The sequence below is a fragment of the Saccharopolyspora indica genome, from assembly GCF_027853965.1.
GTDB classification, from domain to species: Bacteria; Actinomycetota; Actinomycetes; order Mycobacteriales; family Pseudonocardiaceae; genus Saccharopolyspora; species Saccharopolyspora indica.
Genome location: NZ_JAQGLB010000009.1, coordinates 62,357 through 79,727 on the forward strand (window position 1 = coordinate 62,357; position 17,371 = coordinate 79,727).

At 70.9% G+C, this 17,371-nt stretch carries 13 protein-coding genes; 8 read left to right on the forward strand and 5 right to left on the reverse strand.

Annotated elements, in window-relative coordinates; genetic code table 11:
* Window positions 1-2: 2 nt before the first annotated feature.
* Window positions 3-533: a DUF3558 domain-containing protein gene (locus OU416_RS20455; RefSeq protein WP_270928608.1), complete on the reverse strand. Its 531-nt coding sequence runs from the start codon at window positions 531-533 to the stop codon at window positions 3-5.
* Between the two features lie 92 nt (window positions 534-625).
* Here OU416_RS20455 and OU416_RS20460 point away from each other — a divergent pair, with 92 nt between their 5' ends.
* The 7 genes from OU416_RS20460 to OU416_RS20490 all read left to right on the forward strand — a co-directional run bounded on the left by OU416_RS20460 (window position 626) and on the right by OU416_RS20490 (window position 14,142).
* On the forward strand, window positions 626-2,656 hold the full coding sequence (locus tag OU416_RS20460) for a cytochrome c oxidase assembly protein (protein WP_372907120.1): 2,031 nt from the start codon (window positions 626-628) through the stop codon (window positions 2,654-2,656).
* 152 nt (window positions 2,657-2,808) lie between these two features.
* Window positions 2,809-3,207 carry a single-stranded DNA-binding protein gene (locus OU416_RS20465; protein WP_270928609.1) on the forward strand — a complete coding sequence of 133 codons (399 nt, stop codon included), beginning with the start codon at window positions 2,809-2,811 and terminating at the stop codon, window positions 3,205-3,207.
* Between the two features lie 237 nt (window positions 3,208-3,444).
* Window positions 3,445-5,118, forward strand: a complete 1,674-nt coding sequence (ettA, locus tag OU416_RS20470) for an energy-dependent translational throttle protein EttA (RefSeq protein WP_270928610.1) — start codon at window positions 3,445-3,447, stop codon at window positions 5,116-5,118.
* Between the two features lie 108 nt (window positions 5,119-5,226).
* Window positions 5,227-7,908, forward strand: coding sequence for a hypothetical protein (locus OU416_RS20475; protein ID WP_270928611.1), 2,682 nt, complete (start codon window positions 5,227-5,229; stop codon window positions 7,906-7,908).
* Between the two features lie 140 nt (window positions 7,909-8,048).
* Window positions 8,049-13,016 carry an NAD-glutamate dehydrogenase gene (locus OU416_RS20480; protein WP_270928612.1) on the forward strand — a complete coding sequence of 1,656 codons (4,968 nt, stop codon included), beginning with the start codon at window positions 8,049-8,051 and terminating at the stop codon, window positions 13,014-13,016.
* A 60-nt stretch (window positions 13,017-13,076) separates the two neighbouring features.
* Window positions 13,077-13,508: an acyl-CoA thioesterase gene (locus tag OU416_RS20485; protein WP_270928613.1), complete on the forward strand. Its 432-nt coding sequence runs from the start codon at window positions 13,077-13,079 to the stop codon at window positions 13,506-13,508.
* Window positions 13,501-14,142, forward strand: coding sequence for a hypothetical protein (locus tag OU416_RS20490; RefSeq protein WP_270928614.1), 642 nt, complete (start codon window positions 13,501-13,503; stop codon window positions 14,140-14,142). The genes OU416_RS20485 and OU416_RS20490 overlap by 8 nt, the downstream gene beginning before the upstream one ends.
* Before the next feature lie 71 nt (window positions 14,143-14,213).
* Here the strand turns inward: OU416_RS20490 and OU416_RS20495 are convergent, their stop codons facing one another.
* From OU416_RS20495 to OU416_RS20510, 4 genes are all read right to left on the reverse strand, one after another.
* Window positions 14,214-14,867: a nitroreductase gene (locus OU416_RS20495; protein ID WP_270928615.1), complete on the reverse strand. Its 654-nt coding sequence runs from the start codon at window positions 14,865-14,867 to the stop codon at window positions 14,214-14,216.
* Window positions 14,868-15,011: 144 nt separating this feature from the next.
* Window positions 15,012-15,605 (reverse strand): GNAT family N-acetyltransferase, encoded by a 594-nt coding sequence (locus OU416_RS20500; protein WP_270928616.1) that lies wholly within the window; start codon window positions 15,603-15,605, stop codon window positions 15,012-15,014.
* A 136-nt stretch (window positions 15,606-15,741) separates the two neighbouring features.
* Entirely contained in the window at window positions 15,742-16,401 is a 660-nt protein-coding gene (locus OU416_RS20505; RefSeq protein WP_270928617.1) for a TetR/AcrR family transcriptional regulator, read from the reverse strand.
* Between the two features lie 163 nt (window positions 16,402-16,564).
* Window positions 16,565-16,888, reverse strand: coding sequence for an antibiotic biosynthesis monooxygenase family protein (locus OU416_RS20510; RefSeq protein ID WP_270928618.1), 324 nt, complete (start codon window positions 16,886-16,888; stop codon window positions 16,565-16,567).
* A 54-nt stretch (window positions 16,889-16,942) separates the two neighbouring features.
* Here OU416_RS20510 and OU416_RS20515 point away from each other — a divergent pair, with 54 nt between their 5' ends.
* On the forward strand, window positions 16,943-17,371 hold the full coding sequence (locus OU416_RS20515) for a MarR family winged helix-turn-helix transcriptional regulator (RefSeq protein ID WP_270928619.1): 429 nt from the start codon (window positions 16,943-16,945) through the stop codon (window positions 17,369-17,371).

Genomic DNA, 17,371 nt, shown 5'->3' on the forward strand with positions numbered 1-17,371 from the left:
GGTCAGGCTGGTGGTAACCGGCGCAGCGCCGCGGTGGTGAGACCGAACAGGTGGTCGGCGGTGTCCGCGGCGGAGGCATCCCGCAGGGTCAGCGCGGTCAGCAGCGAGCGGTCCGGTCCGAGCGAGGTGGCCGCCGTGCAGGTCTGGTGCGCGTCGACCAGCTCGCAGTGCAGCCAGGCCGGGCGGCCCTCGACGTCCACCGCCGCACCTCCCGGCTGGCGCGCGGTCACCGCCTCCACCGGGTCGTAGAAGCCCGCCGCCGCGGCGTTGGCCGGACCGCTGGTCAGCGGGTGGGTGCACGCGCCAGGAACCGGCTGGTCCAGGTGCGGAGGTCCCGCCGGGCCGCCGAACGCCGCCAGGTCCTCGGGCGCCAGCAGGGCGCACGGGTCGATCCCGGGCGGAGCGCTTCCGGAGGTCGTCGGCTCGTCGCGGAACCCGGCGGCCGGCACCGGCTCGCCCGTCACCGGTTCGGCGCAGGCGGTGAACAGCAGCAGCATCGGCACCATGAGCGCACAGCGACGGACTACGGTCACGGCGTAACCGTAGCGCCCGCCGCGACCGGAGATCATCCGTCGCCCGGCGGCCTGCGGGCCGGGCGTTTCAAATAGGCGGTTACGCTCGGTTTGTGCCATCCGAGACCGCTCTGGAAAAAGAACCGGAACGGCGCGGTTCGTCGAGCTCAGTGGGCGTGCTGATCGTCACCGCCGTCGTGCTCGCGGCCGTCGTCGCCGCCGCGCTCACCGCCCTCTCCGCAGGAGCTTCTTACGCCTTGCTGGGCCTGCCGGATCCGGGGCCGGTCACGCAGTACGGGCTGCCGGTGATCCGGGTGATCACCGAATCCGGCGCGGTCGTGTGCATCGGGGCGCTGCTGCTGGCCGCCTTCGGCATCCCCGCGCAGCCCTCGCGCGCGCTGGCCGCGGACGGCTACGCCGCGGTCCGCACGGCGGGCTGGGCGGCCGCCGTGTGGTGCGTGGGCGCGGTCCTGATGGTGCCGTTCATCGCCGCGGACGCCACCGGCCGCCCGGTGGGGGACGTGCTCGACACCGAGGTCCTGTTCGGGCTGATCGACGCGCTGGAGCAGGCCAAGGCGTGGCTGCTGACCGCGGTGATCGCGTTCGCGGTCGTGCTGGCCTGCCGGGTCGTGCTGTCCTGGGGCTGGACGGTCGTCACCTTCGGGCTGAGCCTGCTGGCCCTGTTCCCGGTGATCGCCACCGGCCACTCCGCCAGCGGTGGTTCGCACGACGTCGCCACCAACAGCCTGCTGCTCCACCTCTTCGGCGCGGCGCTGTGGGTCGGCGGCCTGGTGGCGCTGGTGGCGCACGCCGCCCGCCGCGGTGCGCACCTGCCGGTGGTCGCGCGGCGCTACTCGCTGATCGCGCTGGTGTGCTGGGTGGCGATGGCGCTGTCCGGGGTGATCAACGCGTTCGTGCGGATGACTCCGGAGCAGCTGTTCACCACCGACTACGGCCTGCTGATGCTGCTCAAGATCGCCGCGCTGGTGGTGCTCGGCGTGTTCGGCTTCTTCCAGCGGCGCAGCGCGGTGCAGCACATCGAGGAGAAGACCGGCGTGGCCGCGCTGCTGCGGCTCGGCGCGGTCGAGGCCCTGGTCATGTTCGCCACGATCGGCATCGGTGTCGCGCTCGGGCGCACCCCGCCGCCGGACGGCGTCGTGCGGGGCGTGCCGGACCGGACCGAGCTGCTGATCGGCTACCCGCTGCCGGAACCGCCGACCGCGTTCCGGTTGATGTTCGACTGGCGGTTCGACCTGGTCTACGGCACCCTCGCGCTCGCCATGGCCGCGCTCTACCTGGTCGGCGTGCGCAGGTTGCGCAAGCGCGGCGACAGCTGGCCGGTCGGGCGCACCATCGCCTGGCTGTGCGGCTGCGCGACGCTGCTGGTGGCCACCTCCTCCGGCATCGGCAAGTACGCGCCCGCGGTGTTCAGCGTGCACATGGGCCAGCACATGCTGCTGTCCATGCTGGCCCCGGTGTTCCTGGTGCTGGCGGGCCCGACGTCGCTGGCGCTGCGGGTGTTCAAGCCCGCGGGCAAGGAGCAGCCGCCGGGACCGCGCGAGTGGCTGCTGGCCTTCGTGCACTCGCCGGTGACGCGCGTGCTGACCAACCCGATCGTCGCGCTGGTGCTGTTCGTGGGCTCGTTCTACGCGCTGTACTTCACCGGCCTGTTCGAAGCGGCGCTGACGCAGCACTGGGCGCACCTGGCGATGAACGCGCACTTCCTGCTGGTCGGCTACATCTTCTACTGGCCGGTGATCGGCGTCGACCCGGCGCCGCGGCAGCTGCCGCCGATGGGCAAGGTCGGGCTGGTCTTCGCGTCCATGCCGTTCCACGCCTTCTTCGGCATCGCGCTGATGATGTCCTCGACGGTGATCGGCGGCGACTTCTACCGCGGCCTCGACCTGCCGTGGAGCACCGACCTGCTCGCCGACCAGCGGCTGGGCGGCGGTCTGGCGTGGGCTTCCGGCGAGGTTCCGCTGGTGGTGGTGATGCTCGCGCTGCTGATCCAGTGGTCGCGGGCGGACAACCGCGCGGCGCGCAGGATCGACCGGAAGGCCGATGCGGACGGGGACGCGGATCTGAACGCGTACAACGAGATGCTCAAGCAACTCGCCGACAAGGACAACCAGCGGAGTAGCTGACCTGGCCGATCGGCCGGAATCTGCACGGAGGGTGCTAATTCCGTCGCGCTGAGTGGTGATCGTCCGGCAGTCTTGGGACGTGGCCGCGGATCGGCCGCGAATTCCCGAGGCAGCAGTGCCGGACGAGCGCTGCGCGGAAAGGGGCGACGGAGATGTACGAGACCCAGGTGACCGTGGTGGGCTACGTCATCACGGAACCGGTGGAGCGCGAGATCGCGGGCGGCCACCGGCTGGTCAGCTTCCGGGTGGTGGCCACCTCGCGCCGGTTCGACCAGGCGACCGGCCAGTGGGTCGACGGCGACCGCTTCCTCACCACGGTGAACTGCTGGAAGCGGCTCGCCGACGGAGTGGCGGGCGGGCTGGCCAAGGGCGATCCGGTGGTGGTGACCGGCCGGTTGCGCACCCGTGAGTACGAGTCCGGCGGGCAGTGGCGCACGGTGGTCGAGATGGACGCGACCGCAGCCGGCGTCGACCTGGCACGCGCCTCACCGCCCGCTCGCGCCGAAGGGTGGGCGCTGGCACCCGCGGGCGCTGCACCACCTGGCGGTTGACCGCTGTTGTCCAGCAGGGATGACGACGAGGAGGAGGTGATGAGCGACTTCGGGAGCGACGGGTCGCATCTCAACCGCACCTCAGGGGACCGTGACGCAACTCAGCCACAAGAAACCTCGAAACGGCAGACGATCACGGCACGCGACCACCTGTGTGAATCGCGGAGAGGCGGGACAGCGAGGCGGGACAGGGACCGCGTGCGCGGGCTGACACGGGGCGCAACTACGATTCGGGGTATGGCCGAGTTCATTTACACCATGAAAAACGTGCGCAAGTCGCATGGTGACAAGGTCATCCTCGACAACGCGACGATCCAGTTCTACCCGGGCGCCAAGATCGGTGTCGTCGGGCCGAACGGCGCTGGTAAGTCGACCGTGCTGCGCATCATGGCGGGACTCGACCAGCCGAACAACGGTGAAGCGTTCCTGTCGCCCGGCTACACGGTCGGCATCATGCAGCAGGAGCCTCCGCTCAACGAGGAGAAGACGGTCCTCGGCAACGTCGAGGAGGGCGTCGGCGAGATCAAGCAGAAGCTCAACCGCTTCAACGAGATCGCCGAGCTGCTCGCGACCGACTACTCCGACGAGCTGATGGAGGAGATGGGCAAGCTCCAGGAGGACTTGGACCACGCCGACGCGTGGGAACTGGACTCCCAGCTGGAGCAGGCGATGGACGCGCTGCGGTGCCCGCCGCCGGACGCCGAGGTCAAGAACCTCTCCGGTGGTGAGCGCCGCCGGGTGGCCCTGTGCAAGCTGCTGCTGAGCAAGCCCGACCTGCTGCTGCTCGACGAGCCGACCAACCACCTGGACGCCGAGAGCGTGCTGTGGCTGGAGCAGTACCTGGCCAACTACGCGGGCGCCGTGCTCGCCGTGACCCACGACCGGTACTTCCTGGACAACGTGGCCGGCTGGATCCTGGAGCTGGACCGCGGCCGCACCTACCCGTACGAGGGCAACTACTCGACCTACCTGGAGAAGAAGGGCGAGCGCCTGGCGGTCCAGGGCAAGCGGGACGCCAAGCTGGCCAAGCGCCTGAAGGACGAGCTGGACTGGGTCCGCTCCAACGCCAAGGCCCGCCAGACCAAGTCGCGGTCGCGTCTGAACCGCTACGAGGAGATGGCCGCGGAGGCGGAGAAGACCCGCAAGCTCGACTTCGAGGAGATCCAGATCCCGCCGGGCCCGCGGCTGGGCAACGTCGTGGTCGAGGTGGAGAACCTCAAGAAGGGCTTCGACGAGCTGCTGATCGACAACCTGTCGTTCAGCCTGCCGCGCAACGGCATCGTGGGCGTCATCGGCCCGAACGGCGTCGGCAAGACGACGCTGTTCAAGACCATCGTGGGTCTGGAAGAACCGGACTCCGGCGTGGTCAAGGTCGGCGACACCGTCAAGCTGTCCTACGTGGACCAGAACCGGGCGAACATCGACCCGGAGAAGAACGTCTGGCAGGTCGTCTCCGACGGGCTGGACTACATCCAGGTCGGCCAGGTCGAGATGCCCTCGCGCGCCTACGTCAGCGCGTTCGGCTTCAAGGGCCCGGACCAGCAGAAGCCGGCGGGCGTGCTCTCCGGTGGTGAGCGCAACCGGCTCAACCTGGCGTTGACGCTCAAGAGCGGCGGCAACCTGATCCTGCTGGACGAGCCGACCAACGACCTGGACGTGGAGACCCTGAGCTCGCTGGAGAACGCCCTCGAGCAGTTCCCCGGCTGCGCGGTGGTCATCTCCCACGACCGGTGGTTCCTGGACCGCGTCGCCACGCACATCCTCGCCTGGGAGGGCGACGACGAGAATCCGGCGAAGTGGTTCTGGTTCGAGGGCAACTTCGAGGGCTACGAGCAGAACAAGATCGATAGGCTGGGCGCGGAAGCGGCCCGTCCGCACCGAGTGACGCACCGCAAACTGACCCGGGGCTAGAACGGAGGCGCCTTGGCGAGCGTGTCCGGACCACCCAACTCAGGCTCGGCGCAAGGACTCCTCGAACCCGCGCACCAGATGCGGTGGAGGGTCCCCGAGCTCGCGTTGGTGCTCAGTGATCGCGCTGTCGCGCTCGCCAGGCGCGCCGGTGACCAGGCGGCGAGGCTGCGCGCTGAAGCGCTCGCCCTGTTCGCCTCGAACCGGTTGGGGCGAGGTGTCCCGGCCACCGGCCGGGCCCTCGCCGCGGTCCGCGACGCGGAGTCGGCGGGTGACGCCGAGGTGACGGCCGAGCTGCGGGTCGAGCTGGCGTGGTGCGCGTGCGCCGCGGGCAGCCCGGAGGTCGCGGCCCGGATCCTGCGGCCGGTGCTGGAGCAGGAGCGGATCGAACCGTCGCTGCGCGCGCACGCGCTGCTGGCGCTGGCCGCCTCGATGCCCGTGCACCAGCAGGACGGTTCGCGGACCGAGGCGCTGGACGAGGCGGAGCGGCTGTACGGCGCGGGGGAGGGCAACCGGGACATCGCCCGGCTGCTGCAAGCCCGCGTCTGCGCGGCCCGCGCTGGGCACCACCGCCGGCTGGGCGAGTTCGCCGAGGCGACGGAGGCCGCCGACGCGGGGCTGGACCAGCTCCACCAGCTCGGCGACCCGGCGGCCGACAGCGGTGAGATCCGGACCCGGCTGGTGCTGGAACGGGTGCAGTCGCTGCTCGAGCTCGGTCACCGGCCGGAGGCGGTCACGGCCGCCGAGAAGGTGCTCGCCGAGCCGGTGCGCGCTGCTGCGGCCGGTCCGGTCGGTTGGCTCGGGTTAGCCCTGGCCACCCGGGTGCACCTGCCCAACGGCGACCACGCGGCGGCGCTGCGGGTGCTCGGCGACACGGCGGCCATCTCCGAGCGGCACAAGCTCGACGGCCTGCTCGCCGAAGCGCTCAACACCCTGTCCCAGGTGCACGAACGCGGCTCGGAGTTCCCCGATGCGCTGCGGGCGCTGCGCGGTGCGTACGCGGCGGACCGGCGCTGGCGCGCTGCGGTGCACCACGCGCGAGTCCGGTTGCTCGCCGAGTACCCGGAGCTCAGCAAGTGCGTGGACGTGCCCCGGCAGTCGAGGGGAACCGGGTCAGCCGAATCCGGCCCGTCGAACGCTCCCCGGCCGGGCCCGCGGCCCGGGAACCCGGCGGAGCAGTTCCCGGAGGCGGACGAGCAGGCGAGCGGAGCTCCGCCTGTGCTGGCGCAGCCGCTCGAAGCACGGCCTGCCGAGCCAGGGCCGTTCGAATCCGAACTGCGGATCAGCTTCCCCGAGACCGAACGGCTCGAAGTCCGATCCGACGAGATCTCCAGCCCCGAACCCGCCGTTGCGGAGGTTCCGGGCGCCGAGTTCGGCCCCATCGAGGTGCCGAGCGGCGATGCGAAGACCGGCGAGGTCGGCAACGCTGAACCCAGCGCGGTCGAGGCCCGGAGCGCCGAGCCCGGTGCTTCCCGCGTTCCGAGCGCTGAAACCTCCGTGGTCGCGGCCACAGGTGCCGGAGGTGCTTCGGCCGAGGTTCGGAGCAGCGAGGACTCCGCAGACCAGGAGGCGGCCGACCCCGTCCCGAGCACGCCGTCCGGCGCGGTGGACCAGGAGACGGAGCTGCTGCCCCGGCCCCGGCCGGAGTCCGATGACGCCGCGGACGCAGCTCGCCTGTTGATGGAATCGCTCACCAACCGGGCCGCTGAGCTGCGCGAAGAGCGCCGCCACCGGCAGGAGGAGGCGAGCGGACCGCGAACACCGGACGAGCCGACGATGCTGCTCGACCCGGCGCTGTTCGAGGATCTGATGGCCAGCGCGCACCGCCGCCGCGCGGAGCAGCAGCCGGTCACCGCCGACGCCCCCGACCAGCACCACGAGCAGGCTGAGGGCAACGGGCGATCGGACTGGTGGCCCACGGAGCTCTTGGACCAGCCCTCCAGCGCGGAGGACACCTTTCCCGACCTGCCCGCCACGCCGCCGGAGCCGTCGCTCGACTGGCAGATCGATGCCGAACCGGACAACGCGGTCGACCCGGAACCCCCGAACGCGGCGGCCGCCCTGCTCCCGGAACCGCTCGGCGCGGACCTGCCCGCCGAGACCACCACGATCCTGCCGGTGATCGCCCCGGAGCAGCGGCCAGCGGTGCCGCGCCACGGTGCACCGGAACCGGCCGCCGCCGAAGCGCCGGAAGACGACCAGCGCGGCGAGGCCGAACCGGCCGGGAGCAGCGCGGACGAGGAGTCGAGCCGCGGTGGGCGGCGGTCGCGCGGCCGGTCGCTGGCCGAGATCAGGGCGAGCCTCCAGCTGCCCGAGCAGCCCCGCGGCGGCCGTCGCCGGGCCCGCCACGCCGAGCCGGACGAACCGGCGCCCGCCGCGGAGGCGGTCGCCCGGCACCGCCAGCCGGAGCAGGCCGCCGAAGCCACCCACCCGGAGCTGCCCACCGCTGCCCCGGAGCCCCCGCTGGCGGAGCTCCCGGCCGAGGACACCCATCCGAACCTGCCGGTGGCCGAGCCGGAGCCTCCGGTGGATTCCGGGGTGCCGGAGAAGGCCGGCCTCGCCGAGCTGCTCACCGAGGCGCTGCTGGCCTACGAGAGCGGCCGCCGCGACGAGGCGGAGGCCGGGACGGCCCGCGCCGGTCGGCACAGCGAACCGCATGTGTCCGGGATCACCGAGCCCTCCAGAGTCTCCCGGAGCTCGTTCCAGTCCACATCGGACGATCGTGGAGCGGGTGCGGTGGCGCGGCACCGGCGGCCTGGATTCGACGCTGCGGCGACGGATCCGCTGTTCTGAAACGTCCAGGTCATCGATCATTGTGCCGCTTTTCACGCGCAAGACCGCCGTGCTGCCCTCCAGCCGTGGCGGGAACTGGCAGTCTTATGGTGGAACCTGTGGGCACAAAGAGGTGCCGTCAAGCGTGGAGCTGCCTGAAGATGACCTCGAATCCCGGACAGTTGAAGACCGGACGACCGCAGACCGATGGGGAAGACTCGGCTGGGGAGCGATCCGGGAACCCCGAAATCGTCAAGAGCCGCCTGCTCGACAGAGCGGCGGAGAACGCGCCGGAGCTGGCTGAGCTGTTGCGCGCCTACTACCGGCACGTCCCCGCCGAGGAGTTCGTCGACGACGAGCCCGCCGACCTGGTCGGAGCGCTGCGCTCGCACCACGAGCTGGCCGCCACGCGGGTCGCCGGCCGGCCGCTGGTGCAGATCTTCAACCCGGAGCGGGCCACCGACGGCTGGCAGAGCCCGGCCACGGTGGTGCAGATCGTGACCGACGATTCGCCCTACCTGGTCGATTCGGTGATCGCCGAGCTCGGCCGCGACGGTGCTGCGGTGCAGCGCATCATCCACCCGATCATCGCGGTGCGCCGCGACGTCGCGGGCGAGCTGCTGGAGGTGCTGCCCGGGGCCGACCCGGCCGCGCCGCCCGCCGACGCGCTGGTCGAGAGCTGGATGTTCGTCGAGGTGGACCGGGTCACCGACGCGGAGCGGCTGGAGGCCATCAGCCACGGCTTGACCGACGTGCTCAACGACGTGCGCGAGGTCGTCGAGGACACCGAGCGGATGCACGCCGCGGCCCGCGCGCTGGCCGGTGAGCTGGAGCAGAACCCGCCGCCGCTGTCGGCAGCGGAGGTCCACGACGGCGCCGGGCTGCTGCGCTGGCTGGCCGACGGGCACTTCACCTTCCTCGGATACCGCCACTACGAGCTGGTCGACGACGGCTCCGAACCGGCGCTGCAGGCCGTGCTGGCCTCCGGCCTCGGCGTGCTGCGCGGCGACAGCGTCGCGGCCCGCAGCCTCGCGACTTGGCCGGATGCGCGCACCAGCGCGATGTCGCCGGAGCTGCTGGTGCTGACCCAGGCCAGCGAACCGTCCACAGTGCACCGTCCGGTGCACCCGTTCTACGTCGGGGTCAAGACCTTCGACGAATCGGGAGCGGTGACCGGCGAGCACCGCTTCCTGGGCCTGTTCACCACCACGGCGCTGCACGAGAACGTGCTGGACATCCCGTTCATCGAGCGCCGGGTGCGCGATGTCATCCACAGCGCGGGATTCCCGATGGAGTCCTACTCCGGCCAGCGGATGCTGGAGGAGATCCAGAACTACCCGCGCGCCGAGCTGTTCTCCACCGACCCGGAGACGCTGCAGGAGACCATCACCGGCGTGCTGGCGCTGGCCGAGCGCCGCAAGCTCAAGCCGTTCCTGCGCCGCGACCCCTACGGCCGCTTCTACTCGGTCCTGGTGTACCTGCCGCGCGACCGCTACACGACGAGCTCGCGGCTGGCCATGCAGGAGGTGCTGCTGGCCGAGCTGGGCGGCACCGGCCTGGAGTACAGCACGCGGGTCGGTGAGTCCGCGCTGGCCCGGGTCGCCTTCGTGGTGCACACCGACCCGGAGAACCAGGTCGAGCCGGACCTGGGGCGCATCCAGCGGCGGCTGGACGAGGCCATCCACACCTGGGACGACCAGATGGTGGAGGAGGTCGACGCCGAGCAGTCCGGCCCCAGCCGCGACGGGCACGTGGCCCGCAGCCTGTCGGAGGCCATGAGCCAGCTCGGCCAGCGCTACGCGGCGAGCTTCCCGGAGGCCTACAAGGAGGACTTCACCGCCGCCGAGGGCCTTGCCGACCTGCGGCGACTGGAGTCGCTGTCCGGCCCCGACGACCTGAAGATGTCGTTCTACGCGCCGCGCGACTCCAGCGGCGGGCAGCGCCGGTTCAAGATCTACGTCGGCGGCCGGGTCACCCTGTCCCGCGTGCTGCCGGTGCTGCAGAGCATGGGCGTCGAGGTCGTCGACGAGCGCCCGTACGAGATCTCGCTGGACGGCGCCGACCAGCAGCACTGGATCTACGACTTCGGCCTGCGGCTGGACTCCGAGCTGCTGGACAGGGTGGATTCGAGCCTGCTGGACACGCTGCGCGAGCGCTTCGAGGAGGCCTTCCGCGCCACCTGGCTCGGCGCCGCCGAGGTCGACCGGTTCAACGCGCTGGTGCTGCGCGCCGGGCTGAACTGGCGCCAGGCGTCGGTGCTGCGCGCCTACGCCAAGTACCTGCGGCAGGTCGGCATCGCCTACAGCCAGGACTACATCGAGGACGCGATCCTCGCGCACCGCACCACCACGACCACGCTGGTCCGGCTGTTCGAGGCGCGCTTCGACCCGGCGCTGGAGGCCGCGGACCGGGCGGCCCGCGAAGCCGACCTGGTGGACGAGGTCGGCAAGCTGATCGACGAGGTGACCAGCCTCGACGCGGACAAGATCCTGCGCAGCTACCTGAGCCTGATCCGGGCCACGCTGCGCACCAACTTCTTCTCCGCCGATCCGGACCAGCAGCGCCCCTACCTGGCGTTCAAGCTGGAGCCCAAGGAGATCCCCGGGCTGCCCGAGCCGCGCCCGCAGTTCGAGATCTTCGTGTACTCGCCGTGGGTGGAAGGCGTGCACCTGCGCTACGGCTCGGTGGCCCGCGGCGGGCTGCGCTGGTCGGACCGCCGGGAGGACTTCCGCACCGAGATCCTGGGCCTGGTCAAGGCGCAGGCGGTGAAGAACGCGGTGATCGTGCCGGTCGGCGCGAAGGGCGGGTTCGTGGTCAAGCGGCCGCCGTCGCCCACCGGTGACCCGGCCGCCGACCGCAAGGCGACGCTGGACGAGGGCATCGCCTGCTACCGGATGTTCATCTCCGGGCTGCTGGACCTGACCGACAACCTGGTCGGCGGTGCGGTCGCCCCGCCGCAGGACGTGGTGCGCCACGACGGCGACGACAGCTACCTGGTGGTGGCCGCGGACAAGGGCACCGCGACGTTCTCCGACATCGCCAACGACGTGGCCAAGTCCTACGGCTTCTGGCTCGGCGACGCCTTCGCCTCGGGCGGTTCGGTCGGCTACGACCACAAGGCGATGGGCATCACCGCCAAGGGCGCGTGGGAGAGCGTCAAGCGGCACTTCCTCGAACTGGACGTGGACACCCAGAGCCAGGACTTCACCGTGGTCGGCGTCGGCGACATGGCCGGTGACGTGTTCGGCAACGGGATGCTGCTCTCCGAGCACATCCGGCTGGTCGCCGCGTTCAACCACATGCACGTGTTCATTGACCCCGATCCGGACGCCGCGGTGTCCTTCGCCGAGCGCCGCAGGCTGTTCGAGCTGCCGCGCTCGACCTGGGACGACTACGACCGCAGCAAGATCAGCGCGGGCGGTGGCGTGTGGTCGCGCTCGCTGAAGTCGATCCCGCTGAACCCGCAGATCCGGCAGGCGCTGGGCATCGACGAGTCGGTGCGCCAGCTGGCCCCGGCCGAGCTGATCAAGAAGATCCTGCTGGCCCCGGCCGACCTGCTGTGGAACGGCGGCATCGGCACCTACGTCAAGGCCAGCGGCGAAACGCACGCCGAGGTCGGCGACAAGGCCAACGACGCGGTCCGGGTCAACGGCGCGGACCTGCGGGTCAAGGTCGTCGGCGAGGGCGGCAACCTGGGCCTGACCCAGCTGGGCAGGATCGAGTTCGCCCGGGCCGGCGGCAAGGTCAACACCGACGCGCTGGACAACTCGGCGGGCGTGGACTGCTCCGACCACGAGGTCAACATCAAGATCCTGCTGGACCACCTGGTGGCCGACGGCAGGCTGACCGGCGAGCAGCGCAACGAGCTGCTGGCGGACATGACCGACGAGGTCGGCGAGCTGGTGCTCACCGACAACCACCGGCAGAACGCGGTGCTGGGCATCTCCCGGTCGCACGCCGGGCCGATGGTGTCGGTGCACGCCCGCCAGGTCACCGCGCTGGAGAAGAGCGCCGGGCTGGACCGCAAGCTGGAGGCGCTGCCCACCGTCAAGGAGTTCCGCGAGCGGGAGAAGAACGGCGAGGGCCTGAGCTCGCCCGAGCTGGCAACGCTGATGGCGCACGTCAAGCTCTCGCTGAAGCGGGACGTGCTGGCCAGCGGCCTGCCGGACACCGAGGCGTTCGGCAGCCGGCTGCCGGAGTACTTCCCGAAGCCGCTGCAGGAGCGCTACGGCGACGCGATCACCGCGCACCCGCTGCGCCGCGAGATCATCACGACCCTGCTGGTCAACGAGATGGTCGACGGCGGCGGCATCTCCTTCGCCTACCGGCTGGCCGAGGAGATCAGCGCCTCGACCACGGACGCGGTGCGCGCCTTCGCGGTGGTCACCAACGTCTACGACCTGCACTCGCTGTGGCGGCAGATCGACGCGCTGGGCGGTTCGGTGCCCAGCTCGGTGGCCGACGAACTGGTCCTGGAGAGCCGCAGGCTGCTGGACCGGGCGGCGCGCTGGATGCTGAACAACCGGCCGCAGCCGCTGGCCATCGGCGCCGAGATCGCGCGCTTCCGGCCGGTGGTCGCGGAGCTGTCGAGCTCGGTGCGCGGGCTGCTGCGCGGCCGGGCGGCCGAGGGCGCCAGCGAGATGATCGAGCGGTGGACGGCGGCGGGAGTGCCGGTGGAGCTGGCCGAACGGGTCGGCACCCTGCTGGACTCCTTCGCGCTGCTGGACGTCCGGGAGGTCGCCGAGCTGGCCGAGCGCGATGCCGGGGTGAGCGCCGAGCGCAGTCCGCGGGAGAGCGCGGACCTGTACTACACGCTCGCCGAGCACCTCGACGTGGAGCGGATGCTGCTGGCCGTCAACGAGCTGGAGCGCGGGAACCGGTGGCACTCGCTGGCCCGGTTGGCGTTGCGGGATGATTTCTACGCATCGCTGCGCGCGATCACCATCGACGTCCTGCGGACCAGCGATCCGGGGGACGACTCCGAGCAGAAGATCGCTCACTGGGAGTCGGCCAACGAGTCGCGACTGGCGCGGGCCAACTCGTCGCTGGAGCAGATCAAGAGCTCCGGTCGACTGGACCTGGCCACGCTGTCGGTGGCCGCGCGCCAGCTGCGCAGCATGGTCCGGTGAGTTGCCGGGTGGCTCGCGGGCGACCGCGGGCCACCCGCACGGCAGGAAGGGAGCTCCCCAGTGGGCGCGTTCGTAGCAGAGGTGGCCCTGCGCTGGTCCGACATGGACGCGTTCGGGCACGTCAACCACGCCCGGACGATCACGCTGCTGGAGGAGGCCCGCGCCGAGCTGCTGTTCACCGAGGCCGAGCGGCAGGGCCTGCTCGGCATGGCCGAGGGCATGGTGGTGGCGCGGGTCATGATCGACTACCACAGCCCGCTGCTGTACCGGTCGAAGTCGCTGCAGGTCCAGATGTCGGTGCGGGACCTGAAGGCGGCGTCGTTCATCGTCGACTACACCGCCTACGCGCAGGAGGCGGTGGCCACCGCGGAAACCCTGATGGTGCCCTACGACCTGCGGGCCGGGCGGCCGCGGCGGCTGACCGCGGAGGAACGCGACTTCCTGGCCGAGTGGCAGCTGGAACCGGCGAAGTCGGAGAAGACCCGTGCCTGAACTGCGAATGCCCGATGCGGTCGAACGCGAGGACTTAGGTGCGTTCGTCGCGCGAGCGGTGCGCCTGGACGGGCAGGCGCTGGTGCGGCTGCGCAACCGCGCGGACACCGGTCGCGCGGACGTCTGGGCGGCAACGCCCTTCGACGCGTTGTGCACGAGATCCGTTGCGGCAGAGGTGGATCCGGCGGACCTGACGGTCTCCGGCAACGAACTGCTGGCGACGCTGACGGTCGCGGGCGGTCCGGTGATGGACCCGGGCCCGCCCCGCGACCTGATGTGGCGCTCGGAGCTGCCCCCGACCACGGGCTGGCAGCGCGTGGACGACCTCCCGGCGCGGGTCGTCGGCGAGGTCGCCGAGCGCGGCATCGACGTGGCCAAGGACAACGTCGGCCCGAAGGGGACACCGCCTGCGTCGCTGCTGGACCAGGAGGTCTTCACGGTCTCCGGCGCGGGCTACGAGGTGAAGGTCCCGCTGCGCTGCCTGTTCGTGCTGTCCGGCATGGGCTTCCTGGTCGCCGAGCCGCCGGAGTCGGAGATCGTCCGGGTCAGCGCGACGGACGCCTGGCTCCGCCTGGACTCCCGCTACGGCGCGGTCGTCCGCCGCCGCCACGCCCTCCTCCCGCTGCTGATCTGAGCGGTCGAGCGCCGTGAGCGCTTTCTGGTCTCATAGCCCCGCAAAACGCTCACGGGCTCAGCCGCCGGATCTCACTCGAGGAACACGACGGTTTCCGCGCGGGCTGTGCGGACGGGGGGTGCCGTCGCGTCCTCGAATCCGATCGACACCCCGCAGAACAGCACGAGGTCGTCCGGTGGGGAGACGACTTCCGCGACGGTTCTCCGGTACACCGACCACGCCATCTGCGGGCAGCTGTGCAGCCCTTCGGCGCGGAGCAGGAGCATGAGCGTCTGCAGGTAGATGCCGATGTCGACCCATTGGGCCGAACCCATCTCACGCGGGATGTAGCAGAACAGGGCGGCCGGAGCGCCGAAGCAGTCCCAGTTGGCGGCGACGGCCTGCCGGCGGGCCCGCTCGTCCGCTCGCGGAATCCCGAGCGCGGCGTACCGCTGTTCGGCAGCGGCCACGCGACGTTCGCGGTACGGCGACTTCAACGTCGGCGGGTACATCTCGAACTCCCGCGGATCCCCGGGATCACCGGCGGCCACGCGTTCAGCTGTGCGCTTCTTCACCTCGGCCAGCGATGCACCGGTCAGCACGTAGCAGTGCCACGGCTGCAGGTTGCCTCCGGACGGAGCACGAGAGGCAGCGGTGAGCACGCGTTCGAGCGTCTCCCGCGGTACTGGTGCATCGGTGAACCGGCGCACCGCTCGGCGGCTCGCTACTGCGTCGTAGACGTTCACCGGCAGCCGCCTCCGACCCGGTCGAACGGTGTCGCTCTCCGATTGCGAGACGTCATCAGTGCTCCTGCTGCGTCGGCTGTGCTGCGGTCTCCCCTCTGCTGACCCCCGGCGACGGGAAGACGTGACCGATGAGCTGAGCACGGCTCAGCTCTGCACGAGGCGCAGCGAGATGTAGTGGTTGATGCCGGTCCAGCGGGTGTGGTGCACCTTCTTGCGCTTGTACTCGCGGAATCCGAGCTTCTCGTACAGGCCCAGCGCGGGTTCGTTGATGTCGGAGACCTCCTCCAGCAGGTACTCGCGGTACTGCGGCAGGGCGAGCAGGTGGGTCAGGAGGGCCTTCGCGGCGCCCTTGCCGCGGAACTTCGTCGCGGACGCGACGAATTCGATCGAAGCCGTTCCTTCCCGGGGCTCGGCGAGGGCTTCGGTGAACATGCGCTGGAACATGACGCCCGCGAAGGTTCCCTTGACCGGACCCAGGTGCTTGCGCAGCTCCGCCGGGTCGCTGCGCGTCGACCGCTGCCGTCCGTCGGTGCAGGCGGCGATGGCCGCGGGTTCTCCGTCGACCAGGGCCACGTGGAAGACGTCGAGCACCAGCATGTGGGCGAATGCGTCGGCGAGCTTGCGCGGATCTTTGGAGAAGAAGGCGAAATCGGGGCCGAAGCCGTCGATGAAGACCTCGGCGATCCGGCGCCGGTAGTCCTCGCCCAGCTCCGCGGCCGGTCTGACGTCGATCATCATGCCAGTCCCGCCTCTCCGCGATTTTCAGTGGTGGTTGCGTTTGGCGTTGTTCTCGCGTTTCGCGGCTTCTTGTGGCTGGGTTGCATCACGGTCCCCTGAGGTGCGGTTGAGCAGGACGCCGGTTGACACATGGGCGTCATGCGTTCTCCCCGGATCGGCGGGTGATGAGTGCCTGCACGCCGTCCAGCAGCAGGTCGAGCCCGAAGGTGAAGTCGGCGTCCTCGACCCACTGCTCCGCCGGGCCGAAGGCGCCCGCGTGCACGGCCGCGTGCAGCGCGGGATGCCCTTGCTCGTCGAGGACGCGGGCGAGGACTCCGGCGTAGCCGACGGGCCCGGGCGGGGCTTCGCCGACCGGGCCGTGCAGGCCGATGGCGAGGGTGGCGCTGCTGCGGGCGTAGCCGGACAGGGCGGTGGCGATGTTGATCGCTTCTCCGGCGTCCAGCCCGGTGCCGTTCAGCGCGGCCAGCGCCCGGTCCAGCCAGCGAAGCGCGCGCGGCCCGGTCGGCGGGACCGCCGGTGCGCCGCTGAGCAGCCACGGGTGGCCGGTGAGGAAGTCGCGGTTGGCGCGGGTCCAGGTCGTGAGGTACTCGCGCCACGGCACGCCGTCCGGCTCCGGCGGTTCCGGCACTGCCGCGTCGGCCATCGCGGTGAGCAGGTCCTCCTTGCTGCCGACGTAGCCGTACAGGGCCATCGTCGAGACGCCGAGCCGGGTGGCGACGCTGCTCATCCGCACCCCGGCCAGCCCGTCGGCGTCGGCGATCCCGATGGCCGCGGCGGTGATCTGGTCGAGGTTCAAGCCTCGCCGCGGCCCCCGCCGGGAGGTGGGTTCCAGGCCCCACATCCGGGCGATGACGGCGGGGATCTCCTGCTCTTCTCCGATGACGCACCTCCGCGTTTTCCCGATGCAGCGAGCGGCTCCGATAAACACCGTAGCACGTACACTGTATTGGGTACGGAGATTATCGCTGGTGCACCGATTCCACGGTGTACAGGTGCGGCTCGTAGCGCTCCGCCAGCTCGGCGGCCCGCTGCATGTGCTCCCGCGCGACCGGGTTGCCGAGCATGGCGTGGAAGTCCTCGGCGGAGCGCCACTGGGCGTAGTTGGTCACCTTGGTGCCGTCCGTGCTGGTGTGGATGTTGGCCGAGATGAAGCCGGGCAGGTGCTGCATGACCTCCTCGGTGGCCTGCGCCAGCAGGTCGGCCAGTGCGCGCTGCTGGTCCGGCTGAACGGTGAACACGTTGATCAGCGTTGCGATCGGGGCTTCGGTCGAGATCCGGGTCATGGCTTCCTCCTGTGTCAGGATCCTTACATCGGAATTATGTGTAAGGTTCCTGTCATGAGTCAAGGGGACTTGCGCGAACGGGTCGGATACCTGGTCAAGCAGGTGCAGCAGTCGTTCCACCGCACGTGCGAGGAACGCCTCCGCCCGCTGGGACTGTCGATGTCCCAGTACGCGGTCCTGCGCGCGCTGGCCGACGCACCAGGCGCCCCGGCGGCCGAGCTCGCCCGCCGCACCTTCGTCACGCGGCAGTCCCTGCGCGACGTGCTCAACGGGCTCCAGGCCGCCGGGCTGGCCAGCGTCGCGGATCAGCCGACCACCGGCCGGGCCCGGCCCGTGACCCTCACCGAGCGGGGCCGCGCGCTGCTCGACGAGGCGGACGGCATCGTGCTCGACACCGACTCCCGCATGACGGCCGGGCTCGCCCACGCCGACGTGCGCCGGCTGGCCGAGCTGCTGACCGCTTGCGCCGAGAACCTGGCCTGA

Excerpts from the sequence above, each read along its gene's own strand:
- OU416_RS20515 (WP_270928619.1), top strand. The coding sequence starts at position 16,943 with ATGAGTCAAGGGGACTTGCGCGAACGGGTCGGATACCTGGTCAAGCAG.
- OU416_RS20465 (WP_270928609.1), top strand. The coding sequence starts at position 2,809 with ATGTACGAGACCCAGGTGACCGTGGTGGGCTACGTCATCACGGAACCG.
- OU416_RS20500 (WP_270928616.1), bottom strand. The coding sequence starts at position 15,605 with ATGATGATCGACGTCAGACCGGCCGCGGAGCTGGGCGAGGACTACCGG.
- ettA (WP_270928610.1), top strand. The coding sequence starts at position 3,445 with ATGGCCGAGTTCATTTACACCATGAAAAACGTGCGCAAGTCGCATGGT.
- OU416_RS20510 (WP_270928618.1), bottom strand. The coding sequence starts at position 16,888 with ATGACCCGGATCTCGACCGAAGCCCCGATCGCAACGCTGATCAACGTG.
- OU416_RS20480 (WP_270928612.1), top strand. The coding sequence starts at position 8,049 with ATGACCTCGAATCCCGGACAGTTGAAGACCGGACGACCGCAGACCGAT.